Origin of the sequence: Rhodanobacter sp. A1T4 (assembly GCF_014207185.1) — a bacterium.
Classification (GTDB): domain Bacteria; phylum Pseudomonadota; class Gammaproteobacteria; order Xanthomonadales; family Rhodanobacteraceae; genus Rhodanobacter.
The window spans coordinates 39,583-59,590 of record NZ_JACHCP010000008.1 but is presented as its reverse complement, the minus strand read 5'-3'; the positions used below and the strand labels follow the sequence as shown (position 1 = coordinate 59,590).

At 59.2% G+C, this 20,008-nt stretch carries 16 protein-coding genes; 9 read left to right on the top strand and 7 right to left on the bottom strand.

Going from position 1 to position 20,008, the window contains the following annotated elements; all coding sequences use genetic code 11:
* Positions 1–56 precede the first annotated feature (56 nt).
* From HDE80_RS16445 to rbsB, 7 genes are all read left to right on the top strand, one after another.
* A complete protein-coding gene (locus HDE80_RS16445) occupies positions 57–1,580 on the top strand; it encodes a CoA-acylating methylmalonate-semialdehyde dehydrogenase (protein WP_184672706.1) in 1,524 nt (507 codons plus the stop codon).
* Positions 1,581–1,825: 245 nt separating this feature from the next.
* Positions 1,826–3,154, top strand: coding sequence for a carbohydrate porin (locus HDE80_RS16440; protein WP_184672704.1), 1,329 nt, complete (start codon positions 1,826–1,828; stop codon positions 3,152–3,154).
* Positions 3,155–3,384: 230 nt separating this feature from the next.
* Complete coding sequence (gene rbsK / locus HDE80_RS16435) at positions 3,385–4,278, top strand: ribokinase (protein ID WP_184672702.1); 894 nt, start codon at positions 3,385–3,387, stop codon at positions 4,276–4,278.
* Positions 4,275–4,673, top strand: a complete 399-nt coding sequence (rbsD, locus tag HDE80_RS16430; protein ID WP_184672700.1) for a D-ribose pyranase — start codon at positions 4,275–4,277, stop codon at positions 4,671–4,673. Before rbsK ends, rbsD begins: the two co-directional genes overlap by 4 nt.
* Positions 4,670–6,178 carry a sugar ABC transporter ATP-binding protein gene (locus HDE80_RS16425; RefSeq protein ID WP_255483867.1) on the top strand — a complete coding sequence of 503 codons (1,509 nt, stop codon included), beginning with the start codon at positions 4,670–4,672 and terminating at the stop codon, positions 6,176–6,178. Before rbsD ends, HDE80_RS16425 begins: the two co-directional genes overlap by 4 nt.
* 20 nt (positions 6,179–6,198) lie before the next feature.
* Positions 6,199–7,143: a ribose ABC transporter permease gene (locus HDE80_RS16420; protein ID WP_184672698.1), complete on the top strand. Its 945-nt coding sequence runs from the start codon at positions 6,199–6,201 to the stop codon at positions 7,141–7,143.
* A gap of 80 nt (positions 7,144–7,223) precedes the next feature.
* On the top strand, positions 7,224–8,174 hold the full coding sequence (gene rbsB, locus HDE80_RS16415; RefSeq protein ID WP_184672696.1) for a ribose ABC transporter substrate-binding protein RbsB: 951 nt from the start codon (positions 7,224–7,226) through the stop codon (positions 8,172–8,174).
* 178 nt (positions 8,175–8,352) lie between these two features.
* On the opposite strand, the gene HDE80_RS16410 is transcribed toward rbsB, so the two are convergent.
* The 6 genes from HDE80_RS16410 to xylA all read right to left on the bottom strand — a co-directional run bounded on the left by HDE80_RS16410 (position 8,353) and on the right by xylA (position 16,520).
* A complete protein-coding gene (locus HDE80_RS16410) occupies positions 8,353–9,414 on the bottom strand; it encodes a tetratricopeptide repeat protein (protein WP_184672694.1) in 1,062 nt (353 codons plus the stop codon).
* A 306-nt stretch (positions 9,415–9,720) separates the two neighbouring features.
* Complete coding sequence (locus HDE80_RS16405) at positions 9,721–10,863, bottom strand: sugar ABC transporter permease (RefSeq protein ID WP_184604201.1); 1,143 nt, start codon at positions 10,861–10,863, stop codon at positions 9,721–9,723.
* Positions 10,864–10,954: 91 nt separating this feature from the next.
* Complete coding sequence (locus HDE80_RS16400) at positions 10,955–12,490, bottom strand: xylose ABC transporter ATP-binding protein (RefSeq protein ID WP_184604199.1); 1,536 nt, start codon at positions 12,488–12,490, stop codon at positions 10,955–10,957.
* A 119-nt stretch (positions 12,491–12,609) separates the two neighbouring features.
* A complete protein-coding gene (gene xylF, locus HDE80_RS16395; RefSeq protein ID WP_184672692.1) occupies positions 12,610–13,629 on the bottom strand; it encodes a D-xylose ABC transporter substrate-binding protein in 1,020 nt (339 codons plus the stop codon).
* Positions 13,630–13,658: 29 nt separating this feature from the next.
* Positions 13,659–15,161 (bottom strand): xylulokinase, encoded by a 1,503-nt coding sequence (gene xylB / locus HDE80_RS16390; RefSeq protein ID WP_184672690.1) that lies wholly within the window; start codon positions 15,159–15,161, stop codon positions 13,659–13,661.
* A 42-nt stretch (positions 15,162–15,203) separates the two neighbouring features.
* Entirely contained in the window at positions 15,204–16,520 is a 1,317-nt protein-coding gene (gene xylA, locus HDE80_RS16385) for a xylose isomerase (protein ID WP_184672688.1), read from the bottom strand.
* Positions 16,521–16,795: 275 nt separating this feature from the next.
* Here xylA and HDE80_RS16380 point away from each other — a divergent pair, with 275 nt between their 5' ends.
* A complete protein-coding gene (locus HDE80_RS16380) occupies positions 16,796–18,007 on the top strand; it encodes a DNA-binding transcriptional regulator (protein WP_184672686.1) in 1,212 nt (403 codons plus the stop codon).
* Entirely contained in the window at positions 18,004–19,071 is a 1,068-nt protein-coding gene (locus HDE80_RS16375; protein WP_184672684.1) for an aldose epimerase family protein, read from the top strand. Before HDE80_RS16380 ends, HDE80_RS16375 begins: the two co-directional genes overlap by 4 nt.
* A gap of 31 nt (positions 19,072–19,102) precedes the next feature.
* Here the strand turns inward: HDE80_RS16375 and HDE80_RS16370 are convergent, their stop codons facing one another.
* Entirely contained in the window at positions 19,103–19,831 is a 729-nt protein-coding gene (locus HDE80_RS16370; RefSeq protein WP_184672682.1) for a YoaK family protein, read from the bottom strand.
* Between the last annotated feature and the right edge of the window lie 177 nt (positions 19,832–20,008).

The following is a 20,008-nucleotide window of genomic DNA, read 5'->3' as shown; positions in this document are numbered from 1 at the left end:
TTTGTAACAAGCCAGACCGTCTTGATCCAACAACGCCTTTCATGGAACCACCCATTATGTCTGCCCAACTCTCCCCCTCCCCTGCTCCCATCCATATCGGCCACTACATCAGCGGCCGTCATCAGGCCGGCAAAGGTTCGACCGTCCCGAGCTACAACCCGGCCAGCGGTGAAGTGATCGGTGCTGTGGCGCTGGCCGATGCGCATGAAGTGGATGTCGCCGTGCAATCCGCCCTGACCGCCTTTCCCGCATGGTCACAAACACCGCCGCTGAAGCGCGCACGCGTGATGTTCCGGTTCAAAGAGCTGATCGAGCGTGACATGGACAAACTCGCCGCTGCGATCACCCGTGAACACGGCAAGGTGATGTCCGATGCCAAAGGTGAGCTGGTGCGCGGCTTGGAGGTGGTGGAATACGCTTGCGGCATTCCCGAACTGCTCAAGGGCGACTACACCGAGCAGATCGCCAACGGCATCGACGCTTGGACCATGCGCCAGGCGCTCGGCGTATGTGCTGGCATCACACCATTCAACTTCCCTGCCATGGTGCCGATGTGGATGTTCCCGATGGCCATCGCCTGCGGCAACACCTTCGTGCTCAAGCCGTCCGAGCGCGATCCTTCAACGGCACTGTTGCTCGCGGCGCTGCTTACCGAAGCCGGTCTGCCCGATGGCGTATTCAATGTCGTGCAGGGTGACAAGGGCGCCGTCGACGCGCTGCTTGATCACAAGGATATTCGAGCCATCAGTTTCGTTGGCTCGACGCCCATCGCCGAATACATCTATGCACGTGGCACTTCCAACGGCAAGCGCGTGCAGGCGCTCGGCGGCGCCAAGAACCACATGATCGTAATGCCCGATGCGGACATGGATAAAACCGTTGATGCACTGATGGGCGCCGGTTATGGCGCCGCCGGCGAACGCTGCATGGCTATTTCTGTGGCTGTTGCCGTTGGTGAAACGACTGCCAATACGCTGGTTGAAAAATTGGCACCCAAGGTTCGTGCATTGCGCATCGGCGACGGCATGGACGAGACGATCGAGATGGGGCCCGTCGTGACCAGCCAGCACCGCGACAAGATCACCGGTTATATCGATGACGGTGAAGCGGCTGGTGCGGAATTGGTGGTTGATGGTCGCGGCCATCGCGTCGCCGGCTGCGAGCAGGGTTTCTTTCTAGGTGGAACGCTGTTCGATCACGTCACGTCATCGATGCGCATTTACAAGGAAGAGATATTTGGTCCCGTGCTGTGCGTGGTGCGCGTGCCCGATTTCGCCAGCGCACTGACGCTGGTTGATCAGCATGAATACGGCAACGGCACAGCGATCTTCACCCGTGATGGCCACGTCGCACGCGAATTTGCGCATCGAGTGCAAGTTGGCATGATTGGCATCAACGTACCTATTCCTGTACCGATGGCGTTTCACAGTTTCGGTGGCTGGAAAAAGAGCCTGATGGGCGATCACCATGCGCATGGCCCCGAGGCAGTGCGCTTCTACACGCGTCAGAAGGCGGTGACACAGCGCTGGTTGGCAGATAAAGAGATTGTTGGCGCCGAATTTGCCATGCCGACGCATTGAGTCGTGATTGCTGCGCATGGTGGCGATTATTTTTCCTGCAACGCAACATGAAAAAACACAATAGGCATCACGTACTTGCTCATTGAGCGCAGTGATTATTCGTTCGAAAATGCCGGTAACAAAAAAATAATAAACATTAAAAGTGACAGACGAATTTTCACTTTTGTCTGTTGAAAAATTCACAACGCAACAACGCAACAAATCGCTTCACCATTCGGCACATCACCATTGGGAGAGATGGCATCATGGCTTCAACACTACGCAAAAAACCGCTCGCTTGGGCAGTAGCATTCGCTGGCCTGGGTCTGGCCATGGGTCTCGTCGCTCCGCAGGCGCGCGCGGCTGATGATCTCACCACCAGCCCTTATCTTTTCGGTGACTGGAATGGCGAGCGAACTCGTCTCGCCGACGAAGGTATTACCTTCGATCTCGGCTACGGTGGTGAAGCGGCACACAACTTTACCGGCGGCGACGCCCACCTGACCCGTTACACGGACCAGTGGAAGGGTGGCGTAGCGCTGGATCTGGACAAGCTGTGGGGCTGGCACGGCGCCACCTTCCGCATGATGATCACCGATCGTAACGGTCGCAATCTCGGCGCCGACGCCGATATCGGCAACAACCAGCTGATCCAGGAAGTCTATGGTCGCGGTCAGACCTGGCACCTGACCGAATTCTCACTGGAACAGAAATTCTTCGACGGCGCGCTGGTAGTGAAGGCCGGTCGTCTCCCAGTCGGCTCAGATTTCGCCGCTTTCTCCTGCGACTTCCAGAACCTTACCTTCTGCGGCGCACAGCCGGGCAATATTGTCGGTAATTACTGGGTCAACTGGCCGACCAGCCAGTGGGCCGTCAACATCAAGCTCAATACCACCAAAGAAACCTATGTGATGTTGGGTGCGTATCAGGTCAATCCGAACTACGTGAACAACCAGTACGCCGAGAGCAAGGGCCTGATTCCGGACTTCCCCGGCGGCACCACCGGCGCCCTGATTCCATTGGAATTCGGCTGGGCACCGACGGCCGGCGGCCTGCCGGGCAGTTACAAGTTCGGTGTCTGGTACAACACGTCGAAGGGCTCGGACCTCTATTACGACATCAATCACGATCCGGCTGGCGAAACCGGCCTGCCGGCGCTGCAACGTGATGGCGAGTACGGCGCCTATATCAACTTCATCCAGCAGGTCAGCGGTGACGCGGGCGGCACTGGCACGTCGATCTTCCTCAACGTATCGCAGGCGGATCGCAATACGGCAGCTACCGATCGCCAGATTTCGCTGGGCATGGAATACAAGGGCCCGTTTGCACGTGCCAATGACATGATCGGCTTCGCGGTGGGCGCCACGAATGCCAACAGTCGTTATGCCGAGTACGTCCAGGAGAACAACATCCGCACCGGTGAAAACGTCATCGTCGGCGACGGCAATGAGTACGTCACCGAGTTGTTCTACAGCTGGTCGCCGATTCCATCGGTCTACCTGCGCCCCAACCTGCAATACATCCTGCACCCGGGTGGCACCAGCGAGAACAGCAACGCGTTCGTGCTCGGCCTGAAGATGGGCTTCACGTTCTGAGTTCATCGTTCGACGGTGTCGTTGTGTCGCCGACAAAAAGCATCCCGGCCCGTGCCGGGATGCTTTTTTACGGCCAATCATTTATCGCACAACTGACGTACGGCGCTGTCGACGGCAGACACACGCGTCCTTTGATATCGTCTCTACAGAGATCGCCTTGGATTCCATCGACATAACATGCCTACGTTTATGCTTATTCCCCTTTCGTTTCGTCGCTACGGTTTCTCCTTATGACACGCATCGTCGTTGTCGGTAGCATCAATATGGATTTGGTCACGCTGGCACCACGCTTTCCGGCACCAGGCGAAACCTTGACGGCTGATCACTTTCTCACCGTACACGGCGGCAAAGGCGCCAATCAGGCCGTGGCAGCCGCTCGACTCGGGGCACAGGTGGCACTCATCGGGGCACTCGGTGATGATGCGTTCGGTGGCCAACTACGGCTAGGACTCACGGATGAAGGCATCGATCTGGAACACGTCTGTTCGATCGACAACTGCGCCAGTGGTACCGCCTCCATCACCGTGGCGCAGGGCGACAACCATATCCTCGTGGTACCTGCCGCCAATGCCAGAGTTACACCCGAGCAAGTCGAGCGCGCGAAAGCGCTGATCGAACGCGCTGATGCGGTACTGGTGCAGATGGAGATTCCCGTTGAGACAGTGGAAGCCACCGTACGACTCGGTCACCAGCTCGGCGTGCCGGTGATCCTCAATCCCGCTCCCGCCCAGCCATTGTCGCCCGAGTGGCTGAAGCTCGTTCGCTACGTCACACCCAACCAACATGAGCTGGCGACGCTGTTAGACGCCGATTCGAACGAAGACTTTCGAGCGCTGATGCGGCGCGTGCCCTGCCCCATCGTGCTGACGCGGGGCGCTGAAGGTGCCTGGTACCGCGAAGACGGAGAACCGACGCGTCAGCGCGGTTTTCATGTCGATGTCGTCGATACCACGGGCGCTGGCGACACCTTCAATGCCGCGTTGGCAGTTTTTCTGCACGAAGGTCTGGCCATCGCGGTGAAAAAAGCTTGCGCCGCAGCTGCACTGTCCGTGTCACGACTTGGTGCACAAGGCGGTATGCCGCGATTGTCCGAGGTCGAAGCACTATTGGAACAGCAGCCATGAGGCGATCGGGGCTTCTGCACGCCGAACTCAACCGGCTGATTGCCGCGATGGGCCATACCGACACCCTGGTCATTGCCGATGTCGGCCTGCCCGTTCCACCGGGCGTAACTTGCATCGATCTGGCCGTGCTACCGGGCATACCAAGCTTTGCGCAGGTGTTCGACGCCATCCACGCAGAGCTTGCCGTGGAAGCGGTGACGTTTGCCAGTGAAATCCATCAGCACAACCCGGCGCTGGTGCGCTTGAGTGATCAACTGAAAAGCGAAGGCACGACGGTGGAGGAAACCAGCCACGAATCGTTCAAGCAGCGCTGTGCGCAAGCGCGGGCGGTAGTGCGTACCGGCGAAACCGCACCATATGCCAATGTCATCCTGCATGCGGGTGTCACGTTTTGAATTCACCCGTCCCCAGCACTGCCATCAGTACGCCTCTCGTCACCATGCGCGGCATCCGCAAAGCCTTCGGTCCGGTCAAGGTGCTGGAAGGCGTTGACTTCGAGCTGCTGCCTGGCGAAGTGCATGCGCTGATGGGCGAGAATGGCGCTGGAAAATCCACACTGATGAAAGTACTCACCGGTGTACATAAGGCAGACGCCGGCGAAATCGAAGTAGATGGCCAAACGGTATCGATGGGTTCGACCACGGATGCCGAGAAACACGGTATCGCGATCATCCATCAGGAACTCAACCTGATTCCCCATCTGAGCGTGACCGAGAATCTTTTTCTGGGTCGCGAGCTGAACACCCTAGGCTTGCTGCATCGGCGCGCGATGCGCCAGCGTGCGCGCGAATGGTTGGCTCACGTAGGCATGCAGTCGATCGATCCCGACCTTCCTGTTGCGCGATTCTCGATCGGTCAGCAGCAGATGATCGAGATCGCCAAGGCGCTGGGCCAGAACGCGCGCGTACTGATCATGGACGAGCCGACCGCTGCGCTTAGCGAACGCGAAACCGATACGCTGTTCGCCTTGATCCGCGAGCTGCGCAGCAAGGGCACCGGCATCGTCTATGTATCGCATCGCATGGAGGAGATCTTCGTGCTGTGCGATCGCATTTCGGTGCTGCGCGATGGTCATTTCGTCGGCAGTCGCCCAATCCCAGGCCTGAGCCTGGATGAGGTCGTGCAGATGATGGTCGGCCGCAGCCTCGAGGCACGATTTCCCACCCGTGAAGTCACGCCTGGCGAGATCCTGCTCAAGGTCGAACAACTCGGCGACAAGCATGTGCATGACATCAGCTTCGATCTGCGCGCCGGCGAGGTGCTTGGAGTTGCCGGATTGATGGGGGCGGGTCGCACCGAGTTGGCCCGGTTGCTGTTCGGTCTGGACAAGGCGACTCATGGCCGCGTGTTGCTGGACGGCCAGCCGATTCATACCCGCACACCAGTACAGGCGATTCACGCCGGCCTCGGTTTTGTCACCGAGGATCGCAAAGCCCAGGGACTGGTGCTGGATCTCAGCTTGCGTGAAAACATCAGCCTGCCGCGCGTTCCATCGCGTGCCGGCATCATTGATCGCGCGACGGAAAAGCGACAGACCCAGGGCCTGATCGAACAGCTGAAAATCCGCACCCGCGATATGGAGTTGCCGGTGCGAGCGCTATCCGGCGGCAATCAGCAGAAAGTGGTGCTGGCCAAATGGCTGGCACTGAAACCACGCGTGCTGATTCTCGACGAGCCGACCCGTGGCGTGGATGTCGGCGGCAAGGCCGAGATTTACCAGATCATCAATCAGCTGGTGAAGAACGGCGTGGCGATCCTGATGATCTCCTCCGAGCTGCCCGAGGTACTGGCGATGAGCGATCGCATCCTGGTCATGCATGAGGGGCATGCCACCGCCCTGCTTGATGCCGCCACGGCCACCCAGGAAACCGTAATGCTCGCCGCCACCGGCGGCCATTGAACATGATGAGTACGAATGTAATGACCAACAGATTTTCTTTTGGCAACGGCGCTGCGCTGTTGCAACGACTGGGTTCGGTGATCGGCCTGCTATTGCTGCTGATCGCACTCAGCGTACTTAGCCCTGACTTTCTCAATGCCGGCAATCTGCTCACCGTGCTGCGCCAGGTATCGATCAATGCGTTGATCGCCTTCGGCATGACCTTCGTGATTCTGGCCGGCGGCATCGATTTGTCGGTCGGCGCGATCCTCGCCTTTACCGGCGCGATCACCGCCGGTGTGATGGCGTCCGGCCACGGCATGTTACTGGCTATTGGCGCCGGCCTGGGCCTTGGTCTGCTGCTGGGCGTGATCAACGGCGTGCTGGTCTCTTGGGGACGCGTGGCGCCCTTCATCGCCACGCTGGGCACGATGACCTTGTTGCGTGGTCTGACGCTTTCGTATACGCAGGGCCAGCCGATTGGCGTGTCCAACAACAGCTTTGCATTGCTCGGCGATGGCTATATCGCGCATCTGATTCCCAACCCGGTAGTGTGGATGTTCGGCGTGTTTCTGCTCTGCGCGTTCCTGCTGCGCGGCACCGTATTCGGCCGCCACGTGTTTGCATTGGGCGGTAACGAAGAAGCTGCGCGGCTGTCTGGCGTACGTATCAACGCGATGAAGCTGGGTGTGTATGGCCTGTCGGGCCTGCTTTCCGCATTCGCCGGCATCGTGCTCACCTCGCGCCTCTACTCGGCACAGGCCACCGCCGGCAGCGGTTACGAACTGGATGCAATCGCCGCCGTGGTGCTTGGCGGCACAAGCCTGGCCGGTGGACGCGGATGGCTGTTCGGTACGCTGGTCGGCGCACTGCTGATCGGCTTCTTGAACAACGGCCTCAACCTGCTCGGCGTGTCGTCCTTCTACCAGCAGGTGGTCAAGGGTGCGGTGATTCTTATCGCCGTATTGCTGGATCGTCGCAAGTAAATTTTCAATGACGACCAGCGTTTCCCGCGGCCGCCGCTTTTCCATCGATCGTTTCTCGAACATCCATCGGAGCACATCACATGCGTAAATTCGAATTACTCGCTGTCTCGGCCCTCACCCTTCTCGCCGCTGCCTGCAGCCAGCAAGGTCCGACGGATTCCTCGGCTCCGTCAGCGGCTTCCAGCAGCGCCCCGGCTGCCGCCGCTGGCAAGACGATCGGCCTCGCCCTCTCGACCCAGAACAATCCGTTCTTCGTGGCGCTGAAAGACGGCGCGCAGAAAGAAGCTGCAGTAGACGGCTACACCCTGACCGTCGTCGACGCGCAGGACGATCCGGCCAAGCAGATCTCCAGCGTCGAGGATCTGATCCAAAAAAAGGTATCGGTGATCCTGCTTAACCCAACCGACTCCTCTGCCCTTGCCGGTGCAGTCAAAGAGGCCAACAACGCGCACATCCCGGTGATCACGCTGGATCGCTCCGTCGACGGCGGCCAGGTCGTCACCCACATTGCCTCGGACAACGTGGCGGGCGGTGACGATGCGGCCAAGTTCCTGATCAAGGCACTCGACAACAAGGGCAATGTGATCGAACTGCAAGGCGTGCCCGGCACCTCCGCCGCGCGTGACCGCGGCGAGGGCTTCGACGACGGGATCAAAGGCTCTGGTCTGAAGATCATCGCCCAGCAGCCGGCCAACTTCGATCGTGCGCAGGGCCTAAGCGTCACTGAAAACCTGCTGCAGGGTCATCCCGATGTACAGGCGATCTTTGCGCAGAATGACGAGATGGCACTCGGCGCTGTGCGTGCGCTCGATGGTGCCAAGCGCGCCAATGTACTCGTTGTCGGCTTCGACGGCACACCTGACGGTATACAGGCCGTCAAGGACGGCAAGATCGCCGCCATCGTCGCGCAACAGCCGCAGCTGATCGGTCAGCTCGGCGTCAAGAGCGCCAAGAGCGTGATCGATGGTCAGACAGTTGAAGCGAAAATCTCGGTACCACTGAAGCTGGTCACCAAGGACAACGCCCAGTAAACCATCACGCGTTCTTTCCGACAGGAATACGGCAGGCCTTGCGGCCTGCCGTATTCCTATGCGTGACACGGCCTCTGGTAAGGCCAACCCAACATCGACTCGCACTGGATCCTGCTCACCTGCTGCTAGAGCTTGGCAGCGGGCGCTTCCGCTGCGCTGCCCTTGTCGTGAACAATAATCACTGAGCTGCTTTGCTCTGTAGTCCCCTGACGTAATTCAGTTCATTGATGGACGACTGATCCCCGGGATGGATGTTGAGGCAGTTCTGATATTTTTGCGCCGCATCCTCTAGCTGGTGAAGCTCCACCAGCACATAGCCTTGACCACGCAGGGCACGACAGCGGAGAGAAATCTTTTGCTCGGGTCGAGCTACGTCGGCCGCTTCGTCCGCACTCTGAAATGTTTTCAGCGCAGCCGACCAGTTCTTCTGATTTTCGTAAACATTCCCAAGTTCAGACAAAAATTGTGCATTGGACGGCGAAAGCTCTAACGCTTGCTTAAGGCTAGCTTCGGCATTTGTGGTGTCGCTGAGTGCGCCGTAAGCGTATCCGCGAAGGTAATAGGCCAATGCCCAAGCGGGCTTGCTCAAGACTTGGGCCTCTTGATGATGGTTGGCAGCAGTAGCCAGATAGAGCAGACTTTCCGTCAAGGATTCGGCGCAATAGAGCCGCTTCTGGCTATGCGCATAGGCTGCTTCATAGGCATGAATAACCTGTGCCAGCGGACCATTGATGGCATCTGTATTCCTGCCTGCCTTGATTTGGGCCTCAGCCTGCTGCAAAAGCTGGTCGAGAGCGCTATCGTCGACCGGTGCACGGCTCGAGGCTTCGGGCAAAGGTGTGCTGGGTGTCGCCTGCCCGGAGGCCCCCAAGTTCGATAAATACTGTTCGAGCTCCTTCACATGACGGCTGTAGGAATCGATCGTCAACGAATCGCAGGATTGACCCGCGATTTGAGGTGGCAGCGGGTGATCTACCGGCACCGCTTTTTCGCCGAAGCGATCCGCCAATTGCGCACGCACGTACTCAAATCGCTGATTGATCGCAGTCACGGCTTGCGCGTTGATTTGTTCACAATGCTGTACCTGAACAATGTCATGAAAGGCTTGCGCGCGGCCATACAAGGAAACCGCATTGAGCTCCCCGGGAGCGAACGCCATACGCGTAGGTGTCGCTTGCTGAGCCTGTGCCGCGCCCATGCAAAGAATCATCAGTACGAGTACCAAGCCTAATGTCTTCATTCGCGTTCTCCGTAACCGTGGGCGATGGTGATCCAACTCGATGAGCATCCTTTCTTTCCGAAACGTCCGCTTGACGGCGATATGTACCGGTCATGGCGTACTTGGATAGTCACAGGCGTTTCAGCGCACCTGCGTATCGCTCCACCCCAACTGCCCCGGCGCGGAAGCCAGCGCCAGCCGGTCTTAGCGCCACGCTGTCAACGCCCCAACTCGCTGCTGGCGAGCCTGTGCCAAGGCAGTCTACGTAAGGATGGGCCAAAGCTCGCGATGATGGATTCCAGCGATCCTGCCCACTCGGATATTGGATTAACCGCGGTTGGAGCCCGACAGCACGTCGACCCAAACGGCCAGCACCAGGATGCTGCCTTTGACGATCATCTGCCAGAAGGTGTCGACGTCCATCATCGACATGCCGTTGTCGAGGCTGGCCATGACCAGCGCACCGATCAACGCGCCGTGCACGGTTCCGGAGCCGCCGCGCATCGAGGTACCACCGATGAAGCAGGCGGCGATGGCATCGAGTTCGCCACTGGTACCGGCCGAGGGTGAGCCCGCGGCGAGGCGCGCGGTATTGATGACGCCAGCGAAGGCGCACATCACCCCCATCATGGCGAACACAGCCAGCTTGACCCGTGCCACGTTGACGCCTGACAAGCGCGTCGCTTCCATATTGCCGCCGACCGCATAGATGTGTCGGCCGAATACGGTCTGGGTCGAGATATACGAGAAAATGCCAAGCAACCCCAACAGGATCATCACCGGCACCGGCACGCCGCCGGCATCGTTGAGCATGCGCAACGAACCGATGATCACCGCACCGATGACCACCAGCTTGACAACATCCATCCACACCGGCATCTGCTTCAATTCGAGCTTGTTGCGACGGCGACGGCGCATCACCGTGATGGCCAGCAGCAATAGAAAAATCACGCCACCCAGCACGCGCGACAGGCCAATCGGTACCAGGCCCTGTCCCAGATAGATCAGGTCATCCGGCACCGGCGCAATCGTGGCGCTGTGGGTAATGCCCAGCAGGATGCCGCGAAATGCCAGCATGCCGCCCAGACCAACGATGAAGGAAGGCACGCGCAGCTTGGTGACCCAGAAACCGTTGAATAGGCCTATGCCAAGGCCCACGACCAGCGCGGCGGCGATGGCCGCTGGCGTACCCCAGTGCATGTTGACGGTGAGTATCGCCACCACACCGCCAAGCAGTCCCGACAGCGAGCCTACCGACAGATCGATTTCACCGGAGATGATGATGAAGACCATGCCGCAGGCGAGCATGCCGGTGATCGACATCTGCCGCAGCAGGTTCGCGACATTGCGCGGCGTAATGAAGTCGCCGTCCGTGCCGATGTGGAAGAAAATCCAGATCGCGGCCACCGCCAGCAGCAGCGCGATGATCTTGTAGCGTACGAAAAACTGCTGCACTTGCTGAGCTTGCATATCTGGTTCCCAAAGAGGCCGAAAGGTCTGCCTTGCAAAAATCGGATGGAGTAGTTTGATCGAAAGCCGGTCTAGATTGAAACCCGGTAAATCAGGCTGCTTGCGGCTTCGCGTCGATCGCCGCGGCCAGCACACGTTCCTGGGTCAGATCCTTGTTGACGAAATCACCGCGCAAATGACCCTCGCCGATCACCAGCACACGATCGCTGACACCCAACACTTCACTCAGCTCGGACGACACCATGATGATCGACACCCCCTTAGCGGCCAGCTCGAACATCAGCTGGTAGATGTCGTATTTGGAGCCGACGTCGACACCGCGCGTGGGCTCGTCGAGAATCAGCACCTTAGGCGCCGGCAGCAGCATCTTGGTCAGCACCGCTTTCTGCTGGTTGCCGCCGGATAGACCCGCAATTGCCAGCGCGGGGCTGGCGGTCTTTACGCGCAAGCGCTTGATCTCGCGGTCGACCGTGGCCAGCTCGGCATTCTTGTCGATATGACCGCCATGCGAATAATGCTGCAGCGTTGCCAGCGTGATGTTGTCGCCGACGCCGAGCATCGGCACGATGCCCTGACGCTTGCGGTCTTCCGGCACCAGCGACAGGCCGGCGCGAATCGCCTGCTCGGGTGTCTTCACCTTGATCGGCTTGCCGTCCATGAAGAGCTCGGCAGTCGACTTGCCGGCATAGGCTCCGAAGATCGCTGACACTAGCTCGGTGCGACCGGCGCCGACCAGTCCGGCAACACCGAGGATCTCGCCTTTGCGCAATTCGAACGACACATCGTCAACGCGCTTGCGACTGGTATTGGTGATATCCCAACAGGTGACGTGCCGCGCCTCGAAGATCACTTCACCGATGGCATGTTCGCTGCGCGGATAGAGATTCTTGATCTCGCGACCGACCATCATGGCGATGATGCCATCGGTATTCAGTTCGGCCATCGGCTTGGTTGCGACGTGCTCGCCGTCGCGAATCACGGTGACGGTGTCGCATACCTTGGCGACCTCTTCCAGCTTGTGTGAGATGTAGACGCAGGCCACACCCTCGCGCTTGAGGTCCTCGATAATGGACAGCAGTACGTCGATCTCGCTGGAGGTCAGTGATGAGGAGGGCTCGTCCAGAATCAGCAGGCGCGCGTTCTTGGCCAGTGCCTTGGCGATTTCGAACAATTGCTGATAGCCGCCACCGTAGTTCATCACCGGCGCGGCGACGTTGACGCCTTTCAGTTTCAGACGCGCCAACAACGCGTCGGCCTGACGATACATGGCGTCATAATCCATGCGCCCGCCGGGCTTGGTGATTTCGTTGCCCAGGAAAATATTCTCGGCAACCGACAGCTGCGGCACCAGCATCAGCTCCTGATGGATGATGACGATGCCAGCCTTCTCGCTGTCGCGTACCGAATAGGCCTTCAGCGGCTGGCCTTCCCACAGGATTTCGCCTTCGAAACTGCCATAGGGATACACACCGGACAGTACCTTCATCAAGGTAGATTTGCCGGCGCCGTTCTCGCCACACAGGCCGACACACTCGCCAGGTCGCACCGCCAGACTCACGCCGTTGAGCGCCCGCACGCCAGAGAATTCCTTGACGATATTGCGCATCTCGAACAGATATTCACTCACACGCTCACTCCACTGCTTCCACACAAACTGCCGCGAGAGTCGCGGCGTCGATCACTACATCAAGCATTGAAACACAGGAGGCGCACCGATGACCGATGCGCCTCCTGCCCGAACTTCAATTAATTACCGTACACCTGCGCATGCGTGTAGAAACCGTCCTTGATCACCAGGTCGACATTCTGCTTGGTCAGCAGGGTTGGCGTCAGCAGCTCGGTGTTGACGTCCTTGGTGCCGTTATTCATCTTGTCGGTGAATTTGGGCGCAACACCCCGAACCAGATCGACTGACAGCTGTGCCGCCTGCGAGGCGAGGTTGTTCAGCGGCTTGTATACCGTCATGGTCTGGGTGCCCGAGATAACGCGTTTCACGCCGGCGAGATCCGCATCCTGTCCGGATACCGCCACTTTACCTGCCAGCTTCTGCGCAGCGAGTGCCTGAATCGCACCACCGGCCGTGCCGTCGTTGGAAGCCACGATGGCCTGAATGTTGTTGTGGTTGGCGGTCAGCGCATCCTCAGTGATTTTCAGTGCGTTGGTCGGATCCCATTCCGGCGTCCATTGCTGACCGACGATCTTGATATCGCCCTTTGCCACCAGCGGCTGCAGCACCTTCAACTGGCCATCACGAAAAACCTTGGCGTTGTTGTCGGTGGCCGAACCGCCGAGCAGGAAATAATTGCCTTTGGGAACCGCGTTGACCAACGCCTGTGCCTGCATCTCACCCACCCTCTCGTTGTCGAACGAAATATAGGCATCGACATCGGCATTCAGGATCAGGCGATCATAAGCCACCACTTTGATACCAGCGCGCTTGGCTTCGGCAATGACGTTGCCGAGGACTTTGCCGTTGAACGGCACGATCACCAGCACGTCGACATTGCGCGAGATCAGGTTCTCGATCTGCGCGATCTGGCGCTCTTCACTGGCATCGGCGGACTGTACGTAGACCTTCGCCCCCAGCTTGGTAGCCGCGGCGGTGAAATAGTCACGGTCACGCGTCCAGCGCTCGACGCGCAAATCATCGATTGAAAAGCCAATAACCGGTTTTTCCTTGCTGGCATGCGCAGGCATGGCCGCGAAGCCACCGGCCAGAGCAACGGCAGCGGAAAGTGTAAGAGTGCGGAGCGTTTTATTTTTCATGAAATTCCCCATGCAAGTGACGTGCGTCTTTAGTGGACAGAATCAGCGCCAGCTTCGGCACCAGTGAAAAGTGGCTGCAACTGCGAATACAACTTTCCAAACAACGGATACCTTTGTTCGCGATAAAACGCATGACGCGACGCAACAGGATCGAATCGCGAAATCAAGGGTGGTGACGGGCAAACGTCGGCCACAACGGCGCCCTGCTCTGCCGCCAGATGGGCGAGCCGCGCAGCGCCCAGCGCAGGGCCCACGTCACCGCCCACACGCTGTTGCAGCGGCTTGCCGAGAATGTCGGCGAGCATCTGTATCCAGTAGGCACTGCGCGAACCGCCGCCGATCACCGTAATGTCGTCGGATCTCAGTCCGGCGGCCTCCACGGCAAGCAAACCATCGAGCAAACCGAAACCCACGCCTTCCAGCGTGGCATTAGCCAGATCGGCGCGCTGTGTATCACTACTCAAACCCACGAATGCGCCGCGCGCATGACTGTCATTGTACGGCGTGCGTTCACCGCTGAGGTAGGGCAGAAACCAGGGGCTTTTGGCATGGATTCCGTTCGACGCCTCGGCATCACCGAGCAACCCCGGTACACCCTCGTAAGCGACCAATCGTGCGGTGAAATCCAGACAGCTGGCGGCGTTGAGCATGACGCTCATCAGATGCCATGTATTCGGTAAAGCGTGGCAAAAGCTGTGAACGGCCTGTCCGGGCCGCGACAAAAAACCATCGGAAACAGCAAAGAACACGCCAGAGGTTCCCAACGACAGCATCGCCTGCCCTGGCTTGACAATACCTACGCCGACCGCACCGGCGGCGTTGTCGCCACCACCTGCTGCGACCGGCACGCGGGGAACGCCCCAGCGTTCGGCCAATTCCGCACGAAGTTGCCCGGTGACTTGATTCCCTTCATGTAGCGATGGCATTTGTGAACGATCAAGCCCGCAAGCGCGCAGCATTTCATCGTCCCAGGCACGCTTGCCGACGTCGAGCCACAGCGTGCCAGCGGCATCAGACATATCGCTGGCATAGTCGCCGGTGAGTTTCAGCCGCAGATAATCCTTCGGCAGCAACACCTTGGCGATGCGCTCGAAAATTTGAGGCTCATGCTTGCGTATCCAGAGCAATTTCGGCGCGGTGAAACCCGGCATCGCGAGATTGCCGGTGATCGCGCGGAAGTTCGGTACCTGCTCCAGTTCCGTGCATTCGAGATCGCAGCGGCCGTCGTTCCACAGGATCGCCGGTCGCAGCACCTCATCGTTTGCATCAAGCAATGTGGCGCCGTGCATCTGGCCGGAAAGGCCGATGCCGGCGATCTCATTGGCAGCGATGCCGTGCTTTTTCGCATCGGCAAGCAGCGCATCCACCGATGCCAGCGTAGCCTGCCACCATGCCGCGGGATCTTGCTCGGACCAACCCGGCTGCGGATGCGACAAGATCAACGCGGTGGATGCGCTGGCACGCACCTCACCCTTGCGGTCGAGCAGCACCGCCTTGACTGACGACGTGCCCAGATCGATACCGATGAACATGGGCCGCGTTACTCCGGCGACCTTGCCGACATCAGCAAACGATCAACCGTAGACATAGCGATTCACCAGATTCTCCAGCGCTTCCTGCTGGCCTGACACATGTTGCGGCTGCAGATTTCGTTTGGCCGCTTCGGCGGCCAAAGCCTCCAGCGTGAAGTTGCCGGTGAGCACCTGTTGACCGAACTCGCCATCCCAGCCCGCGTAGCGTGCAGCCTTCATCGTCGCCAAGGTGTCGCGCTCGATCATCTTGGCAGCCCGTTCCAGCGCCAGCGCCAGTACGTCGATCGCACCGATATGGCCATGGAACAGATCGGCCGGATCGCTGCTCTGGCGGCGCACCTTGGTATCGAAGTTGAAGCCACCGTTGACGAAGCCACCGGCGCGAAGAATCTCGTAAACCACCAGGGTCATCTCTTCGACGCTGTTGGGGAACTGGTCGGTGTCCCAGCCATTCTGCATGTCGCCACGATTGGCGTCGATGCTGCCGAACACGCCCAATGCGATCGACGTGGCAACCTCGTGCTGGAACGAATGGCCGGCCAGCGTCGCGTGGTTGGCCTCGAGGTTGACCTTCACCTCATGCTCCAACCCGAAGTCCTTGAGGAAGCCATACACCGTGGCGGTGTCATAGTCGTACTGGTGCTTGGTCGGCTCCTGCGGCTTGGGCTCGATCAGGATGGTGCCGTTGAAACCGATCTTGTGTTTGTGCTCGATCACCATCTGGAAGAAACGACCCAGCTGCGCACGCTCGCGTTTCAGATCGGTGTTGAGCAGCGTGTCATAACCTTCGCGACCGCCCCACAGCACGTAGTTGGCACCGCCGAGACGCTTGGTCGCGCCCATCGCGTGGAACACCTGCGTGGCGGCATAGGCAAACACTTCCGGCTGAGGATTACTGGCCGCGCCCGCGGCATAGCGCGGATGGCTGAACACGTTGGCCGTGCCCCACAACAGCTTCATGCCGGTCTGCGCCTGCTTGGCTTCCAGCACCTCGACCATCGCGGCAAAGTTGTTGGCGTACTCGGTCAGGTTGCTGCCTTCCGGCGCCACGTCGGTGTCGTGGAAGGTGTAGAACGGAATGCCTAGGCGACTGAAAAAATCGAAGGCGGCATCAGCCTTCGCTTTTGCCTGCTGCATCGGATCGCCGGGCTTGTGCCACGGCCGATCAAACGTGCCGGCACCGAATACATCACTGCCCGGCCAAACAAAGGTATGCCAGTAGCAAGCGGCCAGACGCAGGTGCTCGGCCATGCTCTTGCCGAGAATCTGGCGCTTGGCATCGTAGTGATGAAAGGCCAGTGGATTGTCACCATTGGCACCTTCGTAGCTGATCGGTGCAATGGGGTCGAAATAAGACATGGGAAACTCCACTGAATGCTGCATTGAGATCGGGTTGACAGAGATCCAGTCAGCAGATCCCAGTAATCCTCGAATGCTGCACAGTCCTTACCCTTGCAGGCAATTGCGAAATTTGTTGTGGCGATGATCATTTTCACTGTGGCAATGCGGCATGCTAGCGGGCTTGGCGCGTGATAGCGTCTACACTTGCCGAGTGATCAACGCTTCGCGGCGAGCTTCTGGCAGCGCGAAATTCTGACCCATTCGCCATACCGTACCGGACTATCGAAACGCCTATGGGACTCTCCCCGCCACCGCATCGCATCGCGCTGCTGTTCAACGCAAATAAAGGCTATGACCGTGAGGTGATCGCGGGCATCGGCCAATACCTCAACTCGACCCGGGTCGAGTGGGATCTCTATCTGGAAGAGGATTTCCGCAGCCGCGTACAGGGCATCGAACGCTGGCACGGTGACGGCATCATCGCCGACTTTGATGACCCGCAGGTGGTCGAGGCATTGAGCAAATCTGCTCTGCCCGTGGTGGCTGTCGGTGGTTCGTATGCAAATGCCGCGCGGTATCCCGAACACATTCCCTATATCGCCACCGACAACGCCAAACTCGTGCAGCTGGGTTATCGCCATCTGATCGATCAAGGCCTTTCCAGCTTTGCGTACTACGGCCTGCCACCAGCTCCTGGCAATGCATGGGCCGCCGAACGCGAAGCCGCCTACGCCCAGCAACTGCTGACGGACGAACTGCCGATAACGATTTTTCGCGGCCAACCGACCAGCGCCGGTGGCTGGGACAATGCGTCCGAGCAACTGGTCGAATGGCTGCAGGAATTACCCAAACCGATCGGCATTCTCTGCGTCACCGATGCGCGCGCACGCCAGTTGGTTCAGGCTTGCCAATTGGCGAAAATTTCCGTGCCCGAACAGGTGGCAGTCGTCGGCATCGACAACGATCCGCTGACCCAAATGCTGACGCGCATACCGCTGACGTCAGTGATGCAAGGCACCGAGGAAATGGGCCGCACGGCGGCGCATCTGCTGCATCAGATGCTACGTGGCGCCGACCATTCGCAGACCCGTATTATCGTGCCGCCGGTCGGTATCAACGTGCAATCGTCGAGTCGGCATCAGCCACTGCGCAGTCCGCTGGTGATGCGCGCTCGCCACTACATTCGCCAGTACGGCTGCCTCGGTGTCAAGACCGAACAGGTAGCCGATTATGTCGGCGTATCGCGCACCGCACTCGAAGAACACTTTCGCCGCGAGCTGAAACAGACCGTGCATCAGGCGTTGCTGCAGCACAAGCTGGAACACGCTGGCGAGTTGCTGATCAGTTCATCGCTGCCGCTGGCCGATATCGCCGTGCGTTGCGGTTTCACCTCGCTGCAATACATGTACGCGGTGTTCCGCCGCGAATACAACCTCACTCCCAAACAGTTTCAGGCGCAGCACCGCGGCGCCGAAATCACCGACTCCACCGGCAGCTCTGCATGACCTCCCTGACGTATCCAAATGCGGCCCACGTTCCCCATGCCGTGCGCTGGGGCACGCTGGCCGATGGCCGCAAGGTGCATCGCTGGACGCTGCGTAACGCGCAGGACATGCGCGTCGATATCAGCGACCTCGGCGGCAGCCTGTTGAGCTGGCACACGCCGGATCGTCACGGCCGCATTGAAGGCGTGGTGCTTGGCCATGCCGATCCGCTCGCTTACGCGGAAGGGCTTGGGTATCTCGGCGCCCTGATCGGTCGTTGGGCCAACCGCATCCGCAACGGCAGCTTCGAACTGGACGGCGTCACGTATCGACTCGACCGCAATAATAACGGTCACCACTTGCACGGTGGCCACGAAGGGTTTCATCAAGCCGTCTGGCAAGTCGATACGGATGGCGACAGCCTGCTGCTGACCCTGCACTCAGCTGATGGCGAAGGCGGTTTCCCCGGCAATCTTGATGTGCAGGTTCGTTACACACTACACGACGACGGCACGCTAAATCTCGACTATCAGGCGCGCAGTGATCAGCCCACACCGATCAACCTCACCGCACATCCTTACTTCAACCTTGGTGGTGCGCGTGGGAATATTCGCGATCATCTGCTGTGGATCGATGCTGAAGATTTTCTGGCCGTCGATGCCGGGCTGATTCCTGCAGGCCAGGAAAGCGTGGCTGGGAGTGCCTTCGACTTTCGTCATTCCGCGCCACTGGGTTCACGCCTCAGCTGGCCGCACCCGCAGTTGTCCGTCGCCGGTGGTTTCGATCACTGCTACTGCTTGGGCGAATCGCACGGCCAGCCACGCAAGGTCGCGCAGGTAATCGATCCGGCCAGCGGTCGCCGACTTACGGTAACCACGGATCAGCCGGGCCTACAGCTTTACACTGGTCAATATCTGGCTGCGTCACCCAAGCGCAGCGGCGGCTTTTACCAAGCTTTCGACGGTTTATGTCTGGAGGCACAGGCATTTCCCGACCAGATCAACAGCGCCACTGCCGAACGTGCCGTACTGCGCCCAGGCACCGTGTATCGCCAGCACACCGCATATCAGTTGGACGCGGTTTAACCACCGCTGGTGACGACAGCGATCGGAACTTTCAGCCGCTCGATTCATCGCGACGTTTATCGATACAGCGAACAAGTGCCAGCAAAAGCGCCAATGCCGGCAGCAATACCGAAAGGTTGCCGAGTTTGGCAGTGGCCAACCCGCCTGCGCAGGCGCCAATGGCAAAGCTCGAGCAGACCATCATGAAAATGCGCGACTGATGCAGTGCCACCGCGTCGCGCGGCGGAAAAATTCCGGCAAACAATAATTCCGCGGTTCGGCGCAGGTTGCCTGTCGTCATCACCGAACTGTATGGCGATCCTTCGACCTTGGCGAAGCTGGTACTTTGCAGTGCGGCCACAAAGGCCACGCCAAGCACGATGGGAATATCCGGAAAATTGCGTGGCAACGCGGCCACCACCAGCAGAAAGACGATTTCAATCGAAAGACTTAATAGCGCCGAGCGCTGCCGGGCGCTGCGCGACTCGTGCGCGCGCAGTCGAAAGGCCACGAATACACCCACAAAAAACGCGACGATCGGCGGCACATGACGCAGCGATTTATCCCACTGACCCGACGCAGCGTAAATACCGAGAAGCACTACATTGCCGCTTTGCGCATTAGCGAATACGCCGCCGTGACCGAGCCAGGTAAATGCATCCAGAAAGCCGCCTGCCCCGCTCAGCAGCATCGCTACGCCGATGGTTTCCCTAGGGTTCGAAACCGCCGCACCACGGTGGACTCTGAGCTTGCGAACAAGTGCCTGGATCGAGGTCTTCACGGTAATGGCTCACTGATGCGGCGCGAAATAAAAGCTAATGAAACAAGACTGACACATCAAATACGTGACGCTCAACGCCAAGGCTTTTTTTGCGTCGGATTGGCGCATGATCAAATGCAAGGCAGGCACAGCGGCGTCTTTCTCTGCAACTATGAGAAGCGATACTTGGGGGCGAGC

What these genes read in the sequence shown, in the direction of transcription:
- rbsD (WP_184672700.1), top strand. Translation starts at nt 4,275, where the DNA reads ATGAGGCGATCGGGGCTTCTGCACGCCGAACTCAACCGGCTGATTGCC.
- HDE80_RS16375 (WP_184672684.1), top strand. Translation starts at nt 18,004, where the DNA reads ATGACCTCCCTGACGTATCCAAATGCGGCCCACGTTCCCCATGCCGTG.
- xylA (WP_184672688.1), bottom strand. Translation starts at nt 16,520, where the DNA reads ATGTCTTATTTCGACCCCATTGCACCGATCAGCTACGAAGGTGCCAAT.
- HDE80_RS16410 (WP_184672694.1), bottom strand. Translation starts at nt 9,414, where the DNA reads ATGAAGACATTAGGCTTGGTACTCGTACTGATGATTCTTTGCATGGGC.
- HDE80_RS16405 (WP_184604201.1), bottom strand. Translation starts at nt 10,863, where the DNA reads ATGCAAGCTCAGCAAGTGCAGCAGTTTTTCGTACGCTACAAGATCATC.
- rbsK (WP_184672702.1), top strand. Translation starts at nt 3,385, where the DNA reads ATGACACGCATCGTCGTTGTCGGTAGCATCAATATGGATTTGGTCACG.
- rbsB (WP_184672696.1), top strand. Translation starts at nt 7,224, where the DNA reads ATGCGTAAATTCGAATTACTCGCTGTCTCGGCCCTCACCCTTCTCGCC.
- HDE80_RS16420 (WP_184672698.1), top strand. Translation starts at nt 6,199, where the DNA reads ATGACCAACAGATTTTCTTTTGGCAACGGCGCTGCGCTGTTGCAACGA.
- xylF (WP_184672692.1), bottom strand. Translation starts at nt 13,629, where the DNA reads ATGAAAAATAAAACGCTCCGCACTCTTACACTTTCCGCTGCCGTTGCT.
- xylB (WP_184672690.1), bottom strand. Translation starts at nt 15,161, where the DNA reads ATGTTCATCGGTATCGATCTGGGCACGTCGTCAGTCAAGGCGGTGCTG.
- HDE80_RS16440 (WP_184672704.1), top strand. Translation starts at nt 1,826, where the DNA reads ATGGCTTCAACACTACGCAAAAAACCGCTCGCTTGGGCAGTAGCATTC.
- HDE80_RS16445 (WP_184672706.1), top strand. Translation starts at nt 57, where the DNA reads ATGTCTGCCCAACTCTCCCCCTCCCCTGCTCCCATCCATATCGGCCAC.
- HDE80_RS16380 (WP_184672686.1), top strand. Translation starts at nt 16,796, where the DNA reads ATGGGACTCTCCCCGCCACCGCATCGCATCGCGCTGCTGTTCAACGCA.